The sequence below is a fragment of the Micrococcus endophyticus genome (assembly GCF_014205115.1).
Classification (GTDB): Bacteria; Actinomycetota; Actinomycetes; order Actinomycetales; family Micrococcaceae; genus Micrococcus; species Micrococcus endophyticus.
In genome coordinates this window covers 1,767,416-1,788,160 of the sequence record NZ_JACHMW010000001.1, presented here as the reverse complement: position 1 = coordinate 1,788,160, position 20,745 = coordinate 1,767,416, and the positions used below count along the sequence as shown (strand labels likewise).

Annotated in this window: 19 protein-coding genes and 2 tRNA genes; 8 read left to right on the top strand and 13 right to left on the bottom strand. The window is 70.6% G+C overall.

All coding sequences use genetic code 11. The features are described from left to right. Positions 1–283: 283 nt before the first annotated feature. The 4 genes from HDA33_RS08180 to tadA all read right to left on the bottom strand — a co-directional run bounded on the left by HDA33_RS08180 (position 284) and on the right by tadA (position 2,793). The gene (locus tag HDA33_RS08180) at positions 284–898 is read right to left on the bottom strand and encodes a hypothetical protein (protein ID WP_184172412.1); all 615 of its coding nucleotides are present in this window, start codon (positions 896–898) and stop codon (positions 284–286) included. Next, positions 895–2,043 (bottom strand): GmrSD restriction endonuclease domain-containing protein, encoded by a 1,149-nt coding sequence (locus HDA33_RS08175; RefSeq protein WP_184172410.1) that lies wholly within the window; start codon positions 2,041–2,043, stop codon positions 895–897. The genes HDA33_RS08180 and HDA33_RS08175 overlap by 4 nt, the downstream gene beginning before the upstream one ends. Positions 2,044–2,120: 77 nt before the next feature. Then, positions 2,121–2,211: transfer RNA gene (locus HDA33_RS08170), tRNA-Ser, on the bottom strand. Between the two features lie 75 nt (positions 2,212–2,286). Continuing rightward, complete coding sequence (tadA, locus tag HDA33_RS08165) at positions 2,287–2,793, bottom strand: tRNA adenosine(34) deaminase TadA (RefSeq protein ID WP_338104298.1); 507 nt, start codon at positions 2,791–2,793, stop codon at positions 2,287–2,289. A gap of 70 nt (positions 2,794–2,863) precedes the next feature. Here tadA and upp point away from each other — a divergent pair, with 70 nt between their 5' ends. The 3 genes from upp (at position 2,864) to HDA33_RS08150 (ending at position 5,358) form a co-directional block, all read left to right on the top strand. Then, the gene (gene upp / locus HDA33_RS08160) at positions 2,864–3,499 is read left to right on the top strand and encodes a uracil phosphoribosyltransferase (RefSeq protein WP_184172407.1); all 636 of its coding nucleotides are present in this window, start codon (positions 2,864–2,866) and stop codon (positions 3,497–3,499) included. A gap of 471 nt (positions 3,500–3,970) precedes the next feature. Beyond that, entirely contained in the window at positions 3,971–4,759 is a 789-nt protein-coding gene (locus tag HDA33_RS08155; RefSeq protein ID WP_184172405.1) for a winged helix-turn-helix domain-containing protein, read from the top strand. A gap of 74 nt (positions 4,760–4,833) precedes the next feature. Next, the gene (locus tag HDA33_RS08150) at positions 4,834–5,358 is read left to right on the top strand and encodes a SixA phosphatase family protein (protein WP_184172403.1); all 525 of its coding nucleotides are present in this window, start codon (positions 4,834–4,836) and stop codon (positions 5,356–5,358) included. Positions 5,359–5,518: 160 nt separating this feature from the next. Here HDA33_RS08150 and HDA33_RS08145 read toward each other — a convergent pair. Beyond that, positions 5,519–5,592 (bottom strand) — tRNA-Arg (locus HDA33_RS08145). A 262-nt stretch (positions 5,593–5,854) separates the two neighbouring features. On the opposite strand from HDA33_RS08145, the gene HDA33_RS08140 reads away from it, so the two are divergent. Further along, positions 5,855–7,699 carry a phosphoenolpyruvate carboxykinase (GTP) gene (locus HDA33_RS08140; protein ID WP_184172401.1) on the top strand — a complete coding sequence of 615 codons (1,845 nt, stop codon included), beginning with the start codon at positions 5,855–5,857 and terminating at the stop codon, positions 7,697–7,699. Between the two features lie 62 nt (positions 7,700–7,761). Here the strand turns inward: HDA33_RS08140 and HDA33_RS08135 are convergent, their stop codons facing one another. Further along, the gene (locus HDA33_RS08135; RefSeq protein ID WP_184173869.1) at positions 7,762–8,949 is read right to left on the bottom strand and encodes a globin domain-containing protein; all 1,188 of its coding nucleotides are present in this window, start codon (positions 8,947–8,949) and stop codon (positions 7,762–7,764) included. Positions 8,950–9,042: 93 nt separating this feature from the next. Continuing rightward, positions 9,043–9,501, bottom strand: a complete 459-nt coding sequence (locus tag HDA33_RS08130) for an RrF2 family transcriptional regulator (RefSeq protein WP_184172399.1) — start codon at positions 9,499–9,501, stop codon at positions 9,043–9,045. A gap of 165 nt (positions 9,502–9,666) precedes the next feature. Between HDA33_RS08130 and HDA33_RS08125 the strand changes: the two genes are divergently transcribed. After that, complete coding sequence (locus HDA33_RS08125) at positions 9,667–11,907, top strand: RecQ family ATP-dependent DNA helicase (protein WP_184172397.1); 2,241 nt, start codon at positions 9,667–9,669, stop codon at positions 11,905–11,907. A 10-nt stretch (positions 11,908–11,917) separates the two neighbouring features. On the opposite strand, the gene HDA33_RS08120 is transcribed toward HDA33_RS08125, so the two are convergent. Then, entirely contained in the window at positions 11,918–13,393 is a 1,476-nt protein-coding gene (locus HDA33_RS08120) for a phosphomannomutase/phosphoglucomutase (RefSeq protein WP_184172395.1), read from the bottom strand. Positions 13,394–13,555: 162 nt separating this feature from the next. On the opposite strand from HDA33_RS08120, the gene HDA33_RS08115 reads away from it, so the two are divergent. Further along, entirely contained in the window at positions 13,556–14,686 is a 1,131-nt protein-coding gene (locus HDA33_RS08115) for an MFS transporter (protein ID WP_184173867.1), read from the top strand. Positions 14,687–14,729: 43 nt separating this feature from the next. Here the strand turns inward: HDA33_RS08115 and HDA33_RS08110 are convergent, their stop codons facing one another. Further along, positions 14,730–16,082, bottom strand: a complete 1,353-nt coding sequence (locus tag HDA33_RS08110; protein WP_184172393.1) for a polysaccharide deacetylase family protein — start codon at positions 16,080–16,082, stop codon at positions 14,730–14,732. Between the two features lie 234 nt (positions 16,083–16,316). Here HDA33_RS08110 and HDA33_RS08105 point away from each other — a divergent pair, with 234 nt between their 5' ends. Next, positions 16,317–17,189 carry a hypothetical protein gene (locus HDA33_RS08105; RefSeq protein ID WP_184172391.1) on the top strand — a complete coding sequence of 291 codons (873 nt, stop codon included), beginning with the start codon at positions 16,317–16,319 and terminating at the stop codon, positions 17,187–17,189. Between the two features lie 1,331 nt (positions 17,190–18,520). Next, the gene (locus HDA33_RS08100; RefSeq protein WP_184172389.1) at positions 18,521–18,706 is read left to right on the top strand and encodes a hypothetical protein; all 186 of its coding nucleotides are present in this window, start codon (positions 18,521–18,523) and stop codon (positions 18,704–18,706) included. Positions 18,707–18,960: 254 nt separating this feature from the next. Here HDA33_RS08100 and HDA33_RS08095 read toward each other — a convergent pair whose 3' ends face one another. From HDA33_RS08095 to HDA33_RS13095, 4 genes are all read right to left on the bottom strand, one after another. Then, entirely contained in the window at positions 18,961–19,227 is a 267-nt protein-coding gene (locus tag HDA33_RS08095; RefSeq protein WP_184172387.1) for a hypothetical protein, read from the bottom strand. Positions 19,228–19,259: 32 nt separating this feature from the next. Then, positions 19,260–19,550, bottom strand: coding sequence for a hypothetical protein (locus HDA33_RS08090; RefSeq protein ID WP_184172385.1), 291 nt, complete (start codon positions 19,548–19,550; stop codon positions 19,260–19,262). Position 19,551: 1 nt separating this feature from the next. Then, positions 19,552–19,917 (bottom strand): terminase, encoded by a 366-nt coding sequence (locus HDA33_RS08085; protein WP_184172383.1) that lies wholly within the window; start codon positions 19,915–19,917, stop codon positions 19,552–19,554. 289 nt (positions 19,918–20,206) lie between these two features. Then, positions 20,207–20,530, bottom strand: coding sequence for an HNH endonuclease (locus HDA33_RS13095; RefSeq protein WP_184172381.1), 324 nt, complete (start codon positions 20,528–20,530; stop codon positions 20,207–20,209). Positions 20,531–20,745: the final 215 nt, after the last annotated feature.

Below are 20,745 nucleotides of genomic sequence, written 5' to 3'. Positions count from 1 at the left end.
CAATGACGCCGGGTCAAGTTCCTGCGTGCCGGTTCTTTGATCTTTCGGTGCTGGGTCAGTCGCCGAGTTCGAGGATGCTGCCAGTATTCTTCTCAGATCGCAGATGGACTCGAAGTACCGCCTCTCGACCCTCCACTCAGCCCGGCCTATCGGGCTCTCGGCCCACTGCCTACGGGCGCGCAACCCCACGTCGGAGAACCTCTGGGCCCGTCACGCCCCCATTAGGACACGCCCGCGCCAGATACACGTCTTCGATGAGCCGTCGAACAGCGCCGAGCACTGTTCAGCTCTTGTTTGCCACCTGAGCGATGATCGCCGACACGATCTGTTCGCTTTCACCGTAGAAGGTGTTCACATGTCCTGCTTTCGATGCCATGAGCATTTCGTACGCGGTGACACCGGGCTTCGGGTTTCCAGTCCACCTTACGTACAGGCTTTCGAGGGATGCCTGTGTCGTTGCAGAGAGATGAGCCGTAGAGTTCCGAACTGTCTTCATGTCCTGAAGGTTCTGCTTCGCACTCGTAAGAGGCGCCCTGAATGGCTCGCCGTCAACGAAATACAGATTGGCAAAAGTCACGACAGTGTCGGACGTCGACCAGTCAACGAACCGCTGAGATCCTTTGAGCATCTTCAGTGCATGGTCCTTGGTTTGAGGCTTCGCGTACTTCGATGGCCTCCATCGCGCCGTGCTCATCTTGCCTACTAGGTAGTGGGCGAAACTCTCTTCAAGGAACTCCTCTAGGGTTATGAAGAGCTTGAGGAAGCAAGCTTCAGTGACCAGAGCACGCTCCGAGACCGAGCGCTCATATTGTCCGTCGGGTGCTAGCCTGTGCACCGCTTGGAGATGGGCCCCAGTCTCCGAGATACGACGTGTGCTCGAATCTAATATCTTCTTCACGAGCCTTGAATAAGCTTAAGCAAGTATTCGGTTCGGCGCTGGCGAACGGAAGCATCAGTCGTGGCGCGACGACTGTCGTTCAGGAACTGGCGGTCCGAGTCCTTCAGGCCCGGCGAGTCAGGATCGCCGAAGACTTCGTCAACATGATCGAGACGACTGCGAACCTGGTCGAGATTCGCTGAAAGCAGGTCGCCGCGGGGTAGGTCAGATCCTCTCAGTCCGTATAGTTCATGGAACACTGCGGTGAAGAGACTGTAGTAGATGTGAATACGCCTGAACTCGCTGTTCTGGACGCCGTCGGGGAAAATCCTAGAGATCATATAGATCGTCTGTCGAAACTGCTCAGCCAATTTATCTGAGTCGTAAGGGAAGTCCTTCTCGAACTGCGTGTAATACGATCGAATCTGCTTTTTTGACTGAACACCATCGCACATAGCGATGAGTAGATCAGCAGAAAGAGAGACGTCCGCCATTCTCATCACCTGAGGTTCCCGAAGTATTCTGTTTTTGATCCAGTACTCGTAAAACTCGTGGGCCATCGCATCAGCGAGCTTCTTGAATTCACTGAAGTGTGAGGCGTTGATCTTCTCCTGCTCGTTCAATACGACGGCATGCGAATTCAGGCGGCTAAAAATATCTAAGATTTGGCTATCCGCGAGGTTCACGAGGAGATCGGTTGAGATCTCATATCCCAGCAACTCCAGCTTCTTATCCTCAGGGAGCTGACTGAAGAACAGGCCACCATGCTCTCGGTTGTGACCGCGGCGTATAACGAACCCGTCATTCACGTACGAGAGTATCGTCCTAAGTCGTTGCTGCCCATCCACGACTTCTCTGACGCTCTTGCCACTCGAAGGATCAATGATCTGCCGAATAAACACTTTGGGAATCGGGAGGCCCCTGATAATCGTGTCCATTAGGTATGATCGTGCAGTCTCGGTCCATACCTCGCGACGCTGGAAGCGCGGAGACAGGACGAGCTGACCAGACTCACTCCACTCTCTGTAATCTCCCACGCTGTAGACCCGCGAATCAAAGCTTTTCATCTTCATCCCGTCGTAGATGGCTGTCGTCAAGCCTAGCCGCTGTGGGTCACGAGGGAACAGGGGCGGGTCTGAAGGCAACCGACTTCCGTCGAAACTCACTAATACGGGAAGAATGTAGTCGGACCCGGCCCGGCATGGCGAAAGCCCGGGAGCACGAGGCTCCCGGGCTTCACATCTGGCGGTGACGGTGGGATTTGAACCCACGGTACGGGGTTACCGTACACAGCATTTCGAGTGCTGCACCTTCGGCCGCTCGGACACGTCACCAGACCAGGACACCCTACCCGAGCCGCGCCGACGCGCCCAAACCGGGCGGGCGCCGCCGTCGTGCCGGGGGACGGCTCAGCCGCGCTGGGCGGCGAAGAATCGGCGCAGCAGCGCCGCCGACTCCTCCGCGCGCACGCCCGCGCGCACCTGCACGGCGTGGTTGAACCGCGGGTCTCGCACCACGTCCAGCACGGAGCCGCACGCCCCGGCCTTCGGGTCCCAGGCCCCGAACACGACGCGCGGGATCCGCGCCAGCAGCAGCGCGCCGGCGCACATGGGGCAGGGCTCGAGGGTCACCACGAGGGTGCAGTCGGACAGGCGCCAGCCGTCCGCCTCACCCGCCTCGGCCAGCGCGCGGGCACCGCGGCGCAGGGCGAGGACCTCGGCGTGGGCGGTGGGGTCGTGGTGCTGCTCGCGCTCGTTCCCGACGGCGGCCAGCACGGTCCCGTCCCCGGCCACCAGCACGGCGCCGATCGGCACGTCCCCGGCCTCGCCGGCCGCGCGGGCGGCGTCCAGGGCCAGCCCCATCCACGCGTGCTCCTGATCGGCCGAGGGCGCGGGGGAGGGCAGGCGGGCGGACACGGGCCCAGCGTAGCCGCGCCGCCGGGGCGTCCCTGCGCGCGGACGGTCCGCGGGCGGTAGCGTGGAGCCCATGCGCGTCCACCTCGTCGACCACCCGCTCGTGGCCCACAAGCTCAGCGTCCTGCGGGACAAGAAGACCCCGTCCATGATCTTCCGCCAGCTCACGGAGGAGCTCGTGATGCTGCTGGCCTACGAGGCCACGCGGGACGTCGCCATGGAGGAGGTCGAGATCCAGACCCCGGTGGCCACCACCACCGGCCTGCGCCTGGCCCGGCCCCGCCCGCTCGTGGTGCCGATCCTCCGGGCGGGCCTGGGCATGCTCGAGGGCATGACCAAGATGGCACCCTCCGCCGAGGTCGGCTTCCTGGGCATGGCCCGCAACGAGGAGACGCTGGACATCGTCACCTACGCCGAGCGCCTGCCGGCCGACCTCACGGGCCGCCACGTGTTCGTGCTCGACCCGATGCTCGCCACCGGCGGCACCCTGATCGAGTCGATCCGCTTCCTCTACGAGCGCGGCGCCGCCCGCGTCACCTGCATCTGCCTGCTCGGCGCCCCGGAGGGCATCAAGCGGTTGGAGGCCTCGCTGGGCGACGTCGAGGTGGACCTGTACCTGGCCGCCGTCGACGAGCGCCTGGACGAGCGGTCCTACATCGTCCCCGGCCTCGGCGACGCCGGCGACCGGCTCTACGGTCTGGCGGAGTGACCTGATCGGACCTGCGCGTCCGCCACGAGACGACCACGGCCCCCGCCCCACCAGGCGGGGGCCGTGGTCGTCTCACGGGAGCGTCTCCGACGGGGACGTCAAGCGGAGCCGTGAATGTGTCGTCCAAGAAGTGGACACCTCGGGCACGGCCGACCCGTCATACGCGCGTCATCCCGGGAGTTCCCAGCTTCACTGCATAGTTATTCCGAATACTGGGGAATGCGGGCGGCGGCAGCGCGGTGCCGTTCCACGGAATCACGGGGTCAGGGCCGGGAAGCTCCACTCGGAGCCATTCGAGCCGCCGAATAATGATCTTAGTCACATTTGACCCGATTCCGTTCGTATAGTGAGACAGAAGCGTGAACGTTACTTGCCAGTTCGGTCCCGGGCGTCACATTCTTGTCACATGACGTCCCGGACGCGGCACCCCAAGGCCGCACACCGGGACCCGAACCACAAGGAGTGATGGTCATGGGTCAGTCCGCCGGATACGTGCACATCTCGGTCCGCAACGCGCAGCGTCGAGCCGACGGCATGTCCCGCCGAGGTCAGGCCCGCGCCGACCTCCGACTCGCCGGCGGCACGGACGCCCCGGCCGCCCAGACGGCCCCCACTCCGGTGCTCGCCCCCAACGGCATCCCCGGCCCCCAGGCCGTCGCCCGCGAGAACGAGGCCCGCGGGTTCGTGATCTACGTGGGCATGGACGAGCTGGCCGCCTCGGCCGCCGGCACCTCCCTCACCCGCCTCGCCAACGAGCTGCGCCACTACGTGGAGTCCCTCGTGCCCGGCTCGGAGTCCCACGCCGCCGTCGCCCTGGCCCCCTCCGGCGCGGAGGGCCGCGACCTCGAGGTCGTCCGCCAGGTGCTCGGCGACCCGACCGTCCAGGGCGGCGCCCGCTCGGACCTCGCCCAGGCCCCGGCCCCGGTGTCCACCCGCGAGCCCGGCGTCCTGATCGACCTCTCCCGTCGCGAGGTGCAGCTGGACGGCGAGTCCCTGAACCTCACCTACAAGGAGTTCGAGCTCCTCAACTACCTCGTGGAGAACGGGGAGCGCACCGTGGGCCGCGAGGAGCTGCTCGAGGCGCTGTGGCACAGCGCGGACGAGGTGCCGAACGAGCGCACCATCGACGTCCACATCCGCCGTCTGCGCGCGAAGCTCGGCCGCCTGGCCAACACCGTGCGCACCGTGCGCGGTCAGGGCTACCGCTTCTACCGCCACCCCGAGGTCGTCGTGTGGGCGGCCCCGGAGTACAGCATCTGAGACCCCGCCCGCCTCGGACCACGACGACGCGCCTCGGCCTGCCCGGCCGGGGCGCGTCGTCGTAGCCTGGCCGCATGAGCACCGCCGACGCCAAGACCCTGATCGTCCTGCGCCACGCCAAGGCCGGCTGGCCCGACTCGGCCGACGACCATGCCCGGCCCCTCGCCGAGCGCGGCCACGCGCAGGCCCCCGCCGCCGGCGACTGGCTGCGCGAGAACGGGCTCGTGCCGGACGCGATCGTCTGCTCGGACGCGCTGCGCACCCGTCAGACGTGCGTGTGGGTGTGCGAGCGGCTCGGCGAGCTCGCCCCCACCCCGTACCTCGACCCCCGGCTGTACCACGCGGACGCCGCGAAGGCCCTGGCGATCGTCAACGAGACCGAGGAGACCACGCGCTCGCTGCTCGTGGTGGGCCACATGCCGTGGGTGCAGAATCTGGGCATGCGGCTGATGAGCCTGGACTCGGACCAGGACGCGGCGCTGCGCATGAGCGAGCACTACCCGACCCTGGGGATGCAGGTGTTCCGCGTGGAGAAGCCGTGGGCGGAGCTCGACGGTCGCGATGCCGCCCTCACCCACTTCGTGGTGCCCGGCCGCTGAGCCCGGGCCGGGGCCCGGTCGTCGGCTGCGACGCCGGCTGGGTCTGCCGGCCGGGTCCGCCGACCGGGCGTCCTCACCGGCCGCCCGGCCCCAGCCGCAGCCCGACCGCGCCCCACGACGACGAAGGCCCCGCTCCTGCAGGAGCGGGGCCTTCTTTCTGTGCGCCCAAAGGGATTCGAACCCCTGACCTTCTGTTCCGTAGACAGACGCTCTATCCAGCTGAGCTATGGGCGCATCATCCGTGCCACCGGAGCGGCTCGAACTCGTAGAACACTACAGCAGGTCCTCGGCGGTGTGCAAATCGGGCTCCTCCCCGGTCTCGCACGCCCTCTGTGACGCCCCGAGGGTGACGCCGGGCACGGTCCGCGCAGGTCGGCTCGGGTATCATGACAGGACCGTGCGGCCACAACGATGTGGTGCGCCCTGTTATATCTGTGCGCGCATCGAAGTGGACGGGACGGAACGGCCCCGGACCCCAATGGGAGGACTCCCCACCATGGCTGACAACGCCACCACTTCGTTCGCGGATCGCGCCCTCCAGGACGCCCCCACGGACTACGCCCAGCTCCGCGAGTGGGTCGCCCAGGTCGCCGAGCTGACGCAGCCGGACGCGGTCCAGTGGGTGGATGGCTCTGAGGAGGAGTATGCGCGCCTGGCGGACGAGCTCGTGGCGGCCGGCACCCTGACCCGCCTGGCCGAGGACAAGTTCCCCAACTCCTTCGCCGCGTTCTCCGACCCGGCGGACGTCGCCCGCGTGGAGGACCGCACGTTCATCTGCTCCGAGAAGGAGGAGGACGCCGGCTTCACCAACAACTGGATGGACCCGGAGAAGATGCACGGCATCCTCGACGACGCCTTCGCCGGCTCCATGCGCGGCCGCACCATGTACGTGATCCCGTTCGTCATGGGCCACCTGGACGCCGAGGACCCCAAGTACGGCGTGGAGCTCACCGACTCCGCCTACGTGGTCCTGTCCATGCGCATCATGGCCCGCATCGGCCAGGACGTGCTGGACAAGATGTCCCGCGAGCAGGCCTTCTACGTGCCGGCCGTGCACTCCGTGGGCGCCCCGCTCGAGCCGGGCCAGGAGGACGTGCCGTGGCCGTGCAACTCCACCAAGTGGATCGTGCACTTCCCCGAGGAGCGCTCCATCTGGTCCTTCGGCTCCGGCTACGGCGGCAACGCCCTGCTCGGCAAGAAGTGCTACGCCCTGCGCATCGCCTCCGTGATGGCCCGGGACGAGGCCTGGCTGGCCGAGCACATGCTGATCCTCAAGCTCACCAGCCCCGAGGGCCGGTCGTACCACATCACCGGCGCCTTCCCGTCGGCCTGCGGCAAGACCAACCTCGCCCTGATCGACCCCACGATCGAGGGCTGGAAGGCCGAGACCCTGGGTGACGACATCACCTGGATCCGTGCCGGCAAGGACGGCGAGTTCCGGGTGATCAACCCGGAGACCGGCTACTTCGGCGTGGCCCCGGGCACCGGCTGGTCCACCAACCCGAACGCCATGCGCGCGATCACCAAGGGCAACTCCATCTTCACCAACGTCGCCCTCACGGACGACGGCGGCGTGTGGTGGGAGGGCATGACGGACGAGGTCCCCGAGCACCTCACCGACTGGCGCGGCAACGACTGGACGCCGGCCTCCGAGACCCCGGCGGCGCACCCGAACTCCCGCTTCTGCACCCCGATCGAGCAGACGGACATGCTGGCGGACGAGTACCACGACCCGAAGGGCGTGAAGCTGGACGCCATCCTCTTCGGCGGCCGCCGCAAGACCACCATCCCGCTGGTGACCGAGTCCTTCGACTGGGAGGACGGCATCCTCAAGGCCGCCACCCTCTCCTCGGAGACCACCGCGGCCGCCGCCGGCGCCGTGGGCGTGGTGCGCCGCGACCCGATGGCCATGCTGCCGTTCCTCGGCTACGACGCCGGCGACTACCTGGCCCACTGGGTCGAGGAGTCCGGCAAGGCCGACCCGGAGAAGCTGCCCCGCATCTACCTGGTGAACTGGTTCCGCCGCAACCGCGACGGCGGCTTCGCCTGGCCGGGCTTCGGCGAGAACTCCCGCGTCCTGAAGTGGGTCGTGGAGCGCCTCGAGGGCCGCGCCGACGCCGTGGAGACCCCCATCGGCCACGTGCCCTCCCCGGAGGCCCTGGACCTCACCGGCATCGACGTGCCGGCGGAGGACCTCGAGGACGCCCTCAAGGTGGACGCCGAGGAGTGGGCCAAGGAGAACGAGCTCATCGAGGAGTGGCTCGGCCGCTTCGGCGAGTCCCTGCCGGCCATGGTGCGCGAGCGCTTCGAGGCCCAGAAGGAGCGCTTCGCCCGCGCCTGATCCCGCGTGATCGCGAACGGCCCGCACCCCGTCGGGGGTGCGGGCCGTTCCGCGTCCGTGGCTCAGGCGGCGAGCCAGAGGTCCGGGCCGAAGATCTCGTAGCGGATGGACGTGGCGGGGACGCCGGCGTCGATGAGCTTCGAGCGGGTGGCCTGCATGAAGGCCAGCGGGCCGCACAGCAGGTAGGAGGCGTCGGCGGGCAGCTCGACGTCGTCGAACTCCATGAGGCCCTCGGTCGTGGTGAAGGCGGCGGGCGACTCCTGCGGGGGCACGCCGAGCCACAGGCGGCCGGTGCCGTTCTCGAGGGCCTGCAGGGACTCGGCCACCTGCTCGCGCAGGGCCACGGAGTCCCACGAGGCGTCGCCGTGGAAGAGGTGCACCTCGCGCTGCGAGCCGCGGGAGGCGAGGGTGTCGAGGATGGCGGCGGCGGGGGTGATGCCGATGCCGGCGGTGGCGAGCACGAGGGGGGTCTCGGCGTCGTCCCGCAGGGTGATGTCGCCGTAGGGGTTGGACAGCTCGATGACGTCGCCCACCTCCACGTTCTGGATGAGCACGGGGGAGACCTCGCCGCCCTCGTCCAGCTTCACGGTGATGACGCGCTCGTCGGCGGACTCGGCGTGGTCCGAGAGGGAGTACTGGCGGCACTGGCGCAGGCCGTCCTCCACCTTGAGGCGCACGGAGAGGTAGCCGCCGGGCCTGCCGGGGGTCTGCGGGGTGTCGTCCGCGGGGGCGAAGCGGAAGGTGACGGCGGCGTTGCCGGTGGGCTCCTTGGCCACGACCTTCCAGTCCGTCCACATCTTCGTGTTGGCCTGCTGCGCGTAGAGGCCCTCCTCGATCTTGATGAGGGCGTCCGCCATGAGCCAGTAGACCTCGGTCCAGGCCTCGGCGACCTCGGGGGTCACGGCCTCGCCGAGGACGTCGGCGATGGCCCAGAAGAGGTTCTCGTAGACGATCTGGTACTGCTCGGGCACGATGCCCAGCGCCGTGTGCTTGTGGGCGATGCGGGCCAGCACGGCCTCGGGGAGGGTGTCCGGGTGCTCGAGCAGGTGCACGGCGAACTTCACGATGGACCCGGCCAGGGCCTGGGCCTGCTCGCCGCTGCGCTGGTTCGCCCGGGAGAAGACGCCGTCCAGCAGCTCGGGGTGGGCCTCGAACATGTGGGCGTAGAACTTGGGCGTGATCTCGGGCATGTGCTCGGCCACGACGGCGGCGGTGGCCTCGATGACGGGGCGGGACTTCTCGGACAGCACGGGGGCTCCCTCGGGTCGGCGTTGAATCTTGCGGTGCATGTGCAAGATTACACGCATGCGCCTGCGGGGCAAGTCCGTCGTCGCGGACGGGGGTCAGCGGGGGAGGGGGATCTCGGGCAGGCCGAGGAGCACGGGGCCGGCGGCCGGCCCGGCGGCCACGAGGTCGCGCACGCGCACGGCGTCCAGCTCGGCGAGGAAGGCCTCGCGGGCGCGGTGGAGGGCTCCGCGCAGGCGGCAGTCGCCGGCGAGGGGGCAGGCGACGCCGGACTCGCGCCCGGTGCAGTCGATCACCTCGTCCCGCCCGGCGAGGTCGCGCACGAGCGCGCCCACGCGCAGCTCGAGCCCCGCCTCGGCGATGGTCGCCCCGCCCAGGCGGCCGCGCGCCACGTCGATGGCGCCGCGGCGGCGCAGCTCCGCGACCGCCTTGATCACGTGGTTGTAGGGGACCTGGACTCGGTCGGCGATCTGCTGGCTGGTCAGCCGCTCGCCCTCGTCGCCGGCCAGCGTCATGAGGACGCGGAGGCAGACGTCGGTGTAGGCGTTCAGCTTCATGCCCTCATCATCCCACCGGCCTCCGCAGCGAGGGCGGGGTTCCGCCGGAGGCGAGCGGCGCCCCCGCCGCGCCGCCGCTCCTGCACAGGCGCCGTCGTCGTCCCCGGGGTCCACGGCCGGCCGCGCGGCGGCCACGGCGTCCGGGCCGGTTGGCATACTGGCGCCATGGACGCCACCCAGCACCCCGACGCCGGCCCCCTCCCCTCCGAGAGCACGGCGCCGATCGGGCCGTCCGGGTCCGGCGCCGCCGCGCCGGGGGCGGCCGCGGCCCGGGAGCCGGAGCTGCACGCGGAGGCCCTGGCCGTGCTGCGCCGGCTCGTGGACCGGCCGGACGCGCAGTTCAAGGACGGGCAGTTCGAGGCGATCGAGGCGCTCGTGGCCCACCGCCGGCGCGCCCTCGTGGTGCAGCGGACCGGCTGGGGCAAGTCCGCCGTGTACTTCGTGGCCTCGCTGCTGCTGCGCGCCCGGGGCGCAGGGCCCACGCTGATCGTCTCCCCGCTGCTGGCCCTGATGCGGGACCAGGTGGCGGCCGCCGCCCGGGCCGGCGTGCGCGCGGTGTCCGTCAGCTCCGCCAACGCCACGCAGTGGGACGAGGTGCGCGCCCGGCTCGCCGCGGACGAGGTGGACGTGCTGCTGATCTCGCCCGAGCGCCTCACCAACCCCCGCTTCCGGGAGGAGCAGCTGCCGGACCTGGTGGCCCGCATGGGCCTGCTGGTGGTGGACGAGGCGCACTGCATCTCGGACTGGGGCCACGACTTCCGGCCGGACTACCGCCGCATCCGGGACCTGATCGGGCTGCTGCCGTCCACGGGGCCCCGGGCCGTGCCCGTGCTCGCCACCACCGCCACGGCCAACGCCCGCGTGGTGGGGGACGTGGTGGAGCAGCTCGGCGTGGACTCCGCCCAGGACGTGTTCGTCCTGCGCGGGTCCCTGGCCCGGGCGTCGCTGCGCCTGGGCGTGCTGCGCATGCCGAGCCCGGCCGCCCGCCTCGCCTGGCTGCTGGACCACCTCGAGGACCTGCCGGGCTCCGGCATCGTCTACGCCCTCACTGTCTCCGCCGCGGAGGACACCGCGCGGGCGCTGCGCGAGGCGGGGCACGAGGCAGTCGCCTACACGGGCCGCACGGACCCGGAGCGCCGCGCCGAGATCGAGGAGGATCTCAAGGCCAACCGGGTGAAGGCCGTGGTGGCCACCTCCGCCCTGGGCATGGGCTTCGACAAGCCGGACCTGACGTTCGTGGTGCACTTCGGGGCGCCCAGCTCCCCGGTGGCGTACTACCAGCAGGTGGGCCGCGCCGGCCGCGGTACGGACCACGCGGACGTGCTGCTGCTGCCCGGCCCCGAGGACCGGCGGATCTGGGAGTACTTCGCCACCGCCTCCATGCCGGACGAGGAGCAGGCGCGGGCCGTCCTCCAGGCGCTCACGCAGCACGGGGGCGCGCTGTCCGTGGCCGCACTGGAGCCGGCGGTGCGGATCAAGCGCACCGCCCTGGAGCTGCTGCTCAAGGTCCTCGCCGTGGACGGGGCGGTGGAGCGCGTGGGCGGCGGCTGGCGCGCCACCGGCCGGGAGTGGGTCTACGACGCGCAGCGGTACGCCCGCGTGGCCGAGGCCCGCCGCGCCGAGGAGCGGCTCATGCTCGACTACCAGACCACGGACACGTGCCGCATGGAGTTCCTGGCCCGCACGCTGGACGACCCCACGGCGGCGCCCTGCGGGCGGTGCGACGTCTGCGCCGGCCCCTGGTACCCCACCGGCTCGGACACGTCCGCGCGCGAGCGGGCCGAGGCCGCCCTGCGGCGCACCGGGGTGCCCATCGAGCCGCGGCGCATGTGGCCCTCCGGCATGGACCGCCTCGGCGTGCCCGTGAAGGGGCGGATGGCCCCGGAGATCCAGGCCGAGGAGGGCCGGGCCCTCGCCCGCCTGACGGACCTAGGTTGGGGCACCGTCCTGCGCGAGCTGCTGGACAAGGAGGACGCGCCCGTCCCGGAGGACGTCCTCCAAGGGGCGGTCGGGGTGCTGGCCGGCTGGGGCTGGCAGACGCGGCCGATCGCCGTCGTCGCGATGCCCTCGCGCACCCGGCCGCAGCTCGTCGGCTCCTTCGCCGAGGGGATCGCGCGGATCGGGCGGCTGCCGTTCCTGGGCTCCCTCGAGCACGCCCGCGGCGGGCCCACGGCCGGGCCCGGCGGCAACAGCGCCTACCGGCTCGGCTCCGTGCACGGGCGCTTCGCGGTGCCCGAGGCCATGGCGCACCTGCTGCGCACCGCCCCGGACGCGGGCCGCCACGGCCCCGTGCTGCTCGTGGACGACCTCGTGGACTCCCGGTGGTCCCTCGCCGAGGCCTCGCGCGTGCTGCGCGAGGCCGGCGCGCAGGGGGTCCTGCCGCTGGTCCTCGCGCAGGCCGGCTGAGCCGGCCGGGTCAGCGCTCGGCGCGGACGATCGCCAGCACGGCGTCGCGGATGGCCTCCATGGTGGCCGCGGTGCGGGCCTCGCCGTTGTAGCGCAGGAACGGCTCGGTGTTGGACGGGCGCAGGTTGAACCACCAGGTGCCGTCCTGGGCGGCCACGGTGGTGCCGTCCATGCGGGTGACCGTGGTGTCCACGCCGGCGAAGTCCTCGTGCACAGCCTGGCCCTCGCCGGCCCCCGCGCCCACGGTCGGGGCGAACTGCGCCACCACGGCGGCCACGGCGGCGTCCTTGTCCGCCACCTGCGAGTTGATCTCGCCGGAGGCCACGTACGGCTCGTACTCCTCGGCCAGCTCGGACAGCGGCTGGTCCTGCTCGCCCAGGGCGGCCAGCACGTGCATCGCGGCGAGCATGCCGGTGTCCGCGTTGAAGAAGTCGCGGAAGTAGTAGTGGGCGGAGTGCTCGCCGCCGAACACGGCGGACTCCTCGGCCATCACGGACTTGATGAAGGAGTGGCCCACGCGGGTCACCACGGCGCGGCCGCCGTCGGCCGCCACGAGCTCGGGGACGGCGCGGGAGGTGATCAGGTTGTGGATGATCACGGGGGTCTCCTCGCCCTCCGCCTTCGCGCGGGCGATCTCGCGGCGGGCCACCAGCGCGGTGATCGCCGAGGGGGACACCGGGGCGCCCTTCTCGTCCACCACGAAGCAGCGGTCCGCGTCGCCGTCGAAGGCCAGGCCGATGTCCGCGCCGTGCTCCACGACGGCGGCCTGCAGGTCGCGCAGGTTCTCCGGCTCCAGCGGGTTGGCCGGGTGGTTCGGGAAGGTGCCGTCCAGCTCGAAGTAGAGCGGCTCGATCCGCAGGGGCAGGGCGTCCAGCGCGGCGTCGCCGAGGACGGCGGGGGTGGTCTTGCCGGCCATGCCGTTGCCAGCGTCCACCACCACGGTCAGCGGGCGCACGCCGCTCAGGTCCACGAGGGAGCGCAGGTACTCGGCGTAGGCGGGCAGGATGTCCTGCTGCGTGACGGTGCCGACGGCCTCCGCGGCGGGGATCTCCCCGTCGTCGAGGAGGGCCTGCGCGGCGTCGCGGATCTCGTAGAGGCCCGTGTCCGAGGAGACGGGCACGGCCCCGGCCTTGGCCATCTTCATGCCGTTGTACTCGGCGGGGTTGTGCGAGGCCGTGAACACCACGCCCGCCGCCTGCTTCACGCCGGCCGCGTAGTAGAGCATGTCGGTGGAGATCAGGCCCAGGTCCACCACGTCCGCCCCGCGACGCGTGGCGCCCTCGGCGAAGGCGGCCATGAACGCGGGGGAGGAGGGGCGCATGTCCCCGCCCACCAGGACGGTCTCGCCGGCGAGGCCCAGCACGTCCACGAAGGCGGCGCCCACCGCGCGGACGCTGTCCGCCGTGATGGTCTCGCCCACGATGCCGCGGACGTCGTACGCCTTGAAGGACTCGTGCAGGTCGAGGGAGGAGGTCGAGGTAGTCACCCGCCCGATCTTAGTGGACCGCCTGGATACAGTGGCGGCGTGCCTGTGCCCCCTCAGCCCCCTCCCGCGGGCCCGCCGCGCGTGCCGCCGTCGGGCCCTGCGCCCCTGGCGCCCGGCGACCCGGCCTACCGGCGCCTGCTGATCGGCCTGTTCCTGGCGGGGGTGGCCACGTTCGCACAGCTGTACTCCCCGCAGGGCCTGCTGCCGCTGGTGAGCGCGGACCTGGGCGTGGGCGCGCACCGCGCCGCGCTGCTGGTGTCCGCCGGCACGCTGGGGCTCGCGCTGTCCGTGGTCCCGTGGTCGATGGCCGGGGACCGCTGGGGTCGGCGTCGGGCGATGGTGGTCTCCATGGTCTCCGCGAGCCTGTTCGCGCTCGCCGGCGTGCTGGCGCCCACCTTCGAAGCGATGCTCGGCCTGCGCCTGCTCGAGGGCATGGCCCACGGCGGGGTGGCCGGGCTCGCGGTGGCGCTGCTGGCGGAGGAGGTGGCCCCGCGCGCCGTGGCGACGGCGGCCGGCACCTACATCGCCGGCACCACCATCGGCGGGCTCTCGGGCCGGCTCATCGCGCTGCCCGTGGCCGAGGCGTTCACGTGGCGGGCCGGCATGCTGGCCGTCACCGTGGTGGGGGTGGCGTGCACGGCGGCGTTCCTGGCGGTCACGCCGCAGGCCCGCCGGTTCACGCCCTCGCCCACGTCCGTGGGCCGGCTCGTGCGGATCGTGCGCGGGCACCTCGGGTCCGCAGAGCTGGTGGCGGTGTACCTGCAGGCCGCGCTGCTGATGGGCGGGTTCGTGGCCCTCTACAACTTCGTGGGCTACCGGCTGCTGGGCCCGCCGTTCTCCTGGGCGCCGACGGCGGCCGGGCTCGTCTTCCTCGCCTACCTCGCCGGCACGTGGTCGTCCCCGCGCGCCGGGCGCCTGGCCGCGCGATTCGGGCGGCTCCCGGTGCTGACCGGGGCGACGGCGGCCATGGCGGCGGGCGCCGCCCTCACCCTGGTCCCGCACCCGGCGGTGCTGGTGGGCGCCCTCGTGCTGACCACGGGCGCGTTCTTCGCCGCCCACTCCGTGGCCTCCGCGTGGTCCGGGACGGCGGCGCCGCACGGTCGCGCGCAGTCCACCTCCCTGTACAACCTGGCCTACTACGCCGGGTCGAGCCTGTTCGGCTGGCTGGGCGGGGTGTTCCACGAGTCCCACGGCTGGACGGGCACCGTGCTCATGGTGGTGGCGCTGGCCCTGACCGCCCTGGCGATCGCCGTCGTCGTGCTCCGCGGACGCGGGACGGCCCCGGCTCGGTGAGCCGGGGCCGTCAGGGGCGCGGGGCGCCGGGGGATCCGGCGGATCAGCCGAGGGCGGCCGCGTCGTCGCCGGTGGCCGAGCGGGGCTGGGCGCGCCAGGCCTCGAGGACCGCGGGGTCCTGCAGCTCGAGCCAGTCGACCATCTGCTGGTAGGTCACGCAGTAGGTGTCCGGCTCGTCGCACACCTCCCGCATGGTCTGCTCCACGGCCGGGTTGAACGCGTTCAGGCCCCAGTCGTTGAAGTGGTTGCCGAACACCAGCGGCGCGCGGTTGCCCGCGTGGGCCGAGGAGAACATGTAGCTGTAGGTGCGCTGCTGGAAGGCGGTGAGGCGGGCGGTGTCCGCCGGGTCATCCTTGCCCCCGTTGCCGGAGATCCAGAAGTTGTAGTCCATGGCCATCACCAGGGGGCTGGGCTTGCCCTGCTCGGCGAGCACGGGGGACCAGACGATCGGCATCTCGAACTGCCAGATGCCGTCCTCCTGGTAGGGCCAGGCGACGCCGGTCGCGCTTGCGGACCGGGACGTGTCGTAGACGAGCCCGTGGTCCTTCCACATCGGCACGAGCTGGTCCCACTGGCCGTCGAGGCAGGGCAGGCGGCCGCCCTTGATGTCCTCGGGCGTGATGTCCAGGGCCGGGAGGGCGCTGCCGGGGTTGAACGCCCCGGGGTCCGTGATGATCTCCTCGAAGGTGCTGTACTCCTGCTCCCACTCGGCGGTGGTCCACTGGTCGCCGCCGTGCGGGGTGGGGGAGCAGAGGTGCCCGTTGTAGTGGGTGCCGATCTCGTGGCCAGCGGCGTGCGCGGCGTTGATGTTGCCGATGCGCTGGGCCACCTCCGCGGCGTCTCCACCGAGCTCGGTGCCGACGTAGCCCGGCTCGTTGCCCGGCGCCGCGTAGTTCTCCCGGTTCGCGCTCTCGATGAGGTTGATGCCGGTCTGGAACACGGTGAACTTGGCGCCGGAGTCCTCGGCGGCGTCCATGAAGGTCTTCCAGCGGGCGTCCTGGCGGCCGCCGTCGAAGGAGAAGAGGACGAACTGCGGGGGCCGCTCGTCCGCGGCGTAGGCGCGCATGGGCACGCCCTCGTGGGAGCGCGCGGCCAGCGGAGTGGCAGGGTCGGCGCTCGCGGTCGGACCGGCGGAGTCCTCGGACGCGCTCGACGACGGCGCCGCGGCGGTCTCGGAGGCGTCCGTGCCCGTGGAACCGGACGGCGACGCCGAGCCGGCGTCGGAGGGGGCGGAGGCGGAGGGAGCAGGCGCGGACGAGGAGGAGGTCTCCGAGGCGGCGCCCTGGGCGTCGCCCTCCTGCGGGGCGGCGCAGCCGGCCAGCACGAGGGCCAGGGCGACGGAGGTCCCCCACACGCGACGGGCGCGGAACGGGGCGGGCTGACGGTGGAGTGACATGCAGACTCCTGGCTCGGGGAGGTGGCAGGCGCGACCCGTCCCGTCCACGGCGTCCGCGGCGGGGGTGCGCAGGGTGGTCTGATTCCACCCTAGGGGAGGAACGCCGGGGGCCCTCGCCCGGAGAAGGACTGTGACCCAGTTGTGACCCGGCTCCGGCGGAACCGTAGGCGGGGGCGTCCCCGGCTGCTCCGGACGGCCGCCCCGGCGTCGGCGGGCGCACCTAGACTGGAGGGCATGGAATACCTCGTCCCCGTCCTGGCGGTGGTCCTCATCGGCGCCCTCGCGTTCGCCGTCTCCCGGTGGATGTCGGCGGCACGCGATCGCCAGACGGCCGAGCCGCGCACGCCCTCCGGCCGCCCGCTGGAGATCGGACCCGAGCGCGCCCGCCAGGCGGCCGCGCTGCTGGACGAGGACGCGCACCGCCGGGTCTACGGGCACATCGCCCAGAGCCGGGTGATGGAGGCCGTCCGGGACTACCGCGCCCACACCGGGCGCAGCCTGAAGGACGCGGTCATGGACGTGCAGTCCCTCGCCGTGCACCCGCAGGTGTACTCGGTGCCTGCGACCGAGCAGGAGGCCCCCGAGGAGGCCGAGGTCCGCGACCCGCGGACCCGGGCGACCCCGCCCGTGCCCGCGCGCGACGAGGCCACGGACGGCGAGCGACAGGGCCCCGAGCGTGCTGACGTCGTCGAGGAGGGGGCGGACGACCCCGCCGCGGACGACGAGCCGCGCCCCGAGGCCGAGTCTGGCCTCTCCGCCGAGGAGGGCCGCGTGGACGACGGCGCCGCGTCCGGCACCGAGCCCCGGCCGGGCACGTCGGAGCCGGCGCGCGCGGACGAGCTGACAGCCCTGACGGTGCCCGCCGACTGGTCGGCCGCGCCGGCCGAGGAGGAGCCCCCGTTCGAGGTGGAGGTCATGCGCGGCATGGACTCCGTCCGGCTGTCCTCCCAGGACCTGCCGCCGTGGCTGCGCGACCAGCTCTCCGCCATGGTGCGCGATGGCAACCTCGAGTCTGCCGCCGTGCAGCTCTCCAGCCACTCCCAGCTCTCGGTGCCGGAGGCCTACGAGCTGCTGCGCCGCATGCGCGAGCGCCGCGGCAAGGACTGACCCGCGCCTGTCGCTGCAACCCGCCCCGCCTCGCCTCACCCCGCCTCACCCCGCGCCCCACCGTTTCGGGTGACCTGTCGGAGGTCTGGGGCGTCCAGACCCCCGACAACTCACCCCAAACGCCGAACGGGAGGCGGGGGCAGGGCGCGTCGCCGCGGGGCCGGGCTGCGTCCCGGACATGCGAAGAGGGCCGGAATCTGAACGATTCCGGCCCTCTCTCGCGGAGACGGGGGGAATATCCTCCGGCCCGCATGATCTAGCGAATTCTGGACGGTCGGCGCACCCTCTGACTACTTGGTGACAGAAAGGCCCCGGCGCGGTTGCAGCCGCCCGGGGCATGGACACCACGTGAGTTAGGACGTGACGCCGTGAACCAGCCTACCCGTACCCTCCCCAGCATCCTCCAGCCCGTCACCCGCGCCGCCACATCGGTAGCGCTCACGGTGGCGGGCTTTGTCGTGCTGTCTCTGCCTTCCCTCTGGACTGGCCCCATGTGATCCACCGGCCCCCACACGCGGGGGCCGCGTCCTGTCCACCGTCACAACACCGGTGGGCGGCACGAGGTCACAGCGTGAGCCTCCAGCGTCTACAGCCCTCTGTGCTGCCAATCATGAGGGCGCGGTGACACCCCTCCCGAATCGCCCGAACCGCCGGGCGAGGGAACGCCAGTGCACGGCGTATCCCAGGGCTATAGCACCAGACGCCCCGAAACACGGGGGGTCTAGTTGCCGTGGGCGAATGTCGCAGAGCTGGGGCGGAGGGCGGCGGGTCGTCTGGAGTGAGGGACCGGGAGACCTGGGCCCGTAGGGCTCCGCTAGCCCCGTAGGGGCCTGGCAACCACCTACCTACTTCCTCGCAGTCGAACACCAGCCCCGGAAACACGAGACGGCCCCGACGGGAGGGCTGGGGCCGTCTCGTGTTGATAAGTTGCACGCATGGTGCCCGTCTACTCCCAGTGCCCGTTATGCGGCGTGTTCCCATCACGGGCGTTCAGAATCACCAATTCGAACGCCGTGACGCTTATTGGCAACCGTGAGAGCTGCCCTAGGTGCGGACGTATGGCCCGGGTGCTAGACGGTACATTCAACTTTGACTCCCACGGATTCGCCCGAATCGTGACTGCCCCGGACTGGACGCGGGAGGCATATGCTGAGGCCCACAGGCTGCTACTAAGTGCACGTGAGCAGTTACAAGATGGGGCGTCTGAAACGCAAGTCATTCGTGATACCGCTAAGGCGCTCAACAGAGTTCGACCTGGGTTTGGCACGAAGCTATCGCAGATGTGGAGTTCCCCGGGCACTGCGAACACGCTGACCCTACTCACCATACTTGTGACCATCCTGGCGGCACTTATGAATCAGGGTCTCACGGAGCCTGAAGTGAATCGCATGATCGACCACGCGATCACACAAGAACGCGAATCACGGGCCAACGATGACACGCCGACTGGTGGCGGCGACAACGGCCATATTGCCGACGAGGGCGACGAGGGCGAGAGCCACAAGCCACGGCGGTGACGACTCACGGGCAGCAACAGCGGCGCACAGCACTGCAAATGCTGCATGCCTGGTGGACGTGTTCATGGTGACCTCCTCAGGGTCAGTGCTGTGTGCGCTATGGCGCAGGTTGAATCAGGCCGCGCAACGGCGGTGGCGCGTTCGACATGCGCTAGGTTGTCCTCAGCGCCGCCCGCCGCACCCCCCTCCGCTGGCCCGGCGGCGTCAGGTGCCCCCAGCCGCATCCCGTTTCAAGGCCGGGGGCACCGCCTTGTTCAGTGGAGGTCGTAGGGGTCGCGCCAGGCCGAGTCCTCGCGGTCGATCCGCACGGCCCACGACGCGGGTATCCACGCCTCGGAGGGCGCAGACCCGGGGGACGGCTCCCAGTGAATGAGGACATGGGACGGGCTCCAGCGGCGGACCTTGCCGTCCACCGTCCGCCCATCAGGGAACGTCGCCCGGACATACGGCTCGCGCCGATACGGGGCGGACTGGACCTGGGAGGGGGCCGTGAACGGGTGGCCGTCAAACGTCTCGAACACGGCGGAGAGGGTGCCAGCCGGTGCGGACGCCGTTAGGCCGCCTCGCGGTTGTTCACCAGGTGCCCACCTCGGCGGGCGTCCACGCCGATAGCGCGTATCCAGTCCTCCCCGACCATCACCGGGGCCACGGACTCGGCGTACTGCGTCCAGGCGTGCAGGTCATCCGGGGCCAGGTCGTTGACGAACTCCTGGGCGTCCCACCACGCCTCCCAGCGGGCATAGAGCGTGTCCCCGGGCCAGGCGGACGGGTCAAAGGCCGGCCATTCGCCCGTGCGGTAGTACGTCGCCAGAGCGGGCGTCTCAGATTGTCGGCGTCGTCGCATCTCACTTCACCGCCCGGATGCCGACGCGCTGCTGTGGCAGTCTCCCGGCCTGCTGGTCATCGTCCAGCGGGATTCGCAGGGACGCCACGAGCTTGGCCAGGGTCACGCGCTGCTGGCGGGCCTCCACGAGCGCCGGATGCGCCCGGACACCCTGCGGCGAATCATGGGTGACACCCTCGGCAATCACGATGCGCTCCAGCTCGTCCAGTGCGTCCACGGTCCGGGATGCCTGCAACAACACCGATAACTCGTGCTCTCCCAACTCGAACTCCTCCGTTACGGCCTTCCACAGGCGCTTACCGCCCGCTTTCAGCCCACGAGGGGCACGCGGGGTGGAGTGGTCGTCAGCGTGCGTCGTCATGGTCATGTGCTCCTTCTGAAACAAGTCAGGGCCGGGCATGGCCGGCAAAAATCGGGGGCCGTCAAAGCGCGCCGGAACGGCGCAATCACACGGCAGGACGCGCCGCTGTGCGGCCCGTAGAGCAACGCACAGCACGGCGGCGAACAGAGGGTCAGACAGGCCACAAACGGGCGTCCCAGAGGCCGCTGAGGGCCGTCTGAGATAGGGCGAACCATCCAGCCCTCCGGGATGTGCAGCCTGTACCGGCGGGGGCGACCGGACCGGGGGGTGGGAGGGGGTGGCCCCAGGGGGGCGCTCACCAATCCATAGCGGTCGGTGGCGTGAGCCTCGGAACGGTGCGCGTCCGTTGGCGACGGCGCAGCTCGGCGGCCACGTCCTGGCCGCGTCGGCGGTTGCACGCCCGGCAGATGATGCGGACGTTCCCTAGCACGTCCTCGCCTCCGAGTGCGTGCGGCATGATGTGGTCGGCCTCGGCGCTGTTGGGCTGTCTCGATTGGTCGTAGTCAAGGCGCACACCACACAGCGGGCAATCAGTCAGTTGTTCGCGGTGCGCCCTTTGGAGGGCCTGGCGGCGGAGACTACGCCACACGGTGGTGGCGGTACGGCTGGGCTTGCTCATGGGGGTCTCTCGATAAGTAGGTGGGGTGAGGTAGTCGCCGCGCCCGCCGATGGTGACGGACGCGGCGACGGTGAACGGGCAACGGTGATGGAAGGAGGGCGGCTACCTTTCGGTTCGCCCGCCGTTGTTTTCCCCGTGGCGCAGGACGGTCTCAGCCCGAAACGCAAGGCTCGCGTCCTTCGTTCGGCACTGACCCGGATGGTCAGCCCGCCGTG

What these genes read in the sequence shown, in the direction of transcription:
- HDA33_RS08150 (WP_184172403.1), top strand. Translation starts at nt 4,834, where the DNA reads ATGAGCACCGCCGACGCCAAGACCCTGATCGTCCTGCGCCACGCCAAG.
- upp (WP_184172407.1), top strand. Translation starts at nt 2,864, where the DNA reads ATGCGCGTCCACCTCGTCGACCACCCGCTCGTGGCCCACAAGCTCAGC.
- HDA33_RS08105 (WP_184172391.1), top strand. Translation starts at nt 16,317, where the DNA reads ATGGAATACCTCGTCCCCGTCCTGGCGGTGGTCCTCATCGGCGCCCTC.
- HDA33_RS08085 (WP_184172383.1), bottom strand. Translation starts at nt 19,917, where the DNA reads ATGACCATGACGACGCACGCTGACGACCACTCCACCCCGCGTGCCCCT.
- HDA33_RS08155 (WP_184172405.1), top strand. Translation starts at nt 3,971, where the DNA reads ATGGGTCAGTCCGCCGGATACGTGCACATCTCGGTCCGCAACGCGCAG.
- HDA33_RS08125 (WP_184172397.1), top strand. Translation starts at nt 9,667, where the DNA reads ATGGACGCCACCCAGCACCCCGACGCCGGCCCCCTCCCCTCCGAGAGC.
- HDA33_RS08090 (WP_184172385.1), bottom strand. Translation starts at nt 19,550, where the DNA reads ATGCGACGACGCCGACAATCTGAGACGCCCGCTCTGGCGACGTACTAC.
- HDA33_RS13095 (WP_184172381.1), bottom strand. Translation starts at nt 20,530, where the DNA reads ATGAGCAAGCCCAGCCGTACCGCCACCACCGTGTGGCGTAGTCTCCGC.
- HDA33_RS08110 (WP_184172393.1), bottom strand. Translation starts at nt 16,082, where the DNA reads ATGTCACTCCACCGTCAGCCCGCCCCGTTCCGCGCCCGTCGCGTGTGG.
- HDA33_RS08140 (WP_184172401.1), top strand. Translation starts at nt 5,855, where the DNA reads ATGGCTGACAACGCCACCACTTCGTTCGCGGATCGCGCCCTCCAGGAC.
- HDA33_RS08130 (WP_184172399.1), bottom strand. Translation starts at nt 9,501, where the DNA reads ATGAAGCTGAACGCCTACACCGACGTCTGCCTCCGCGTCCTCATGACG.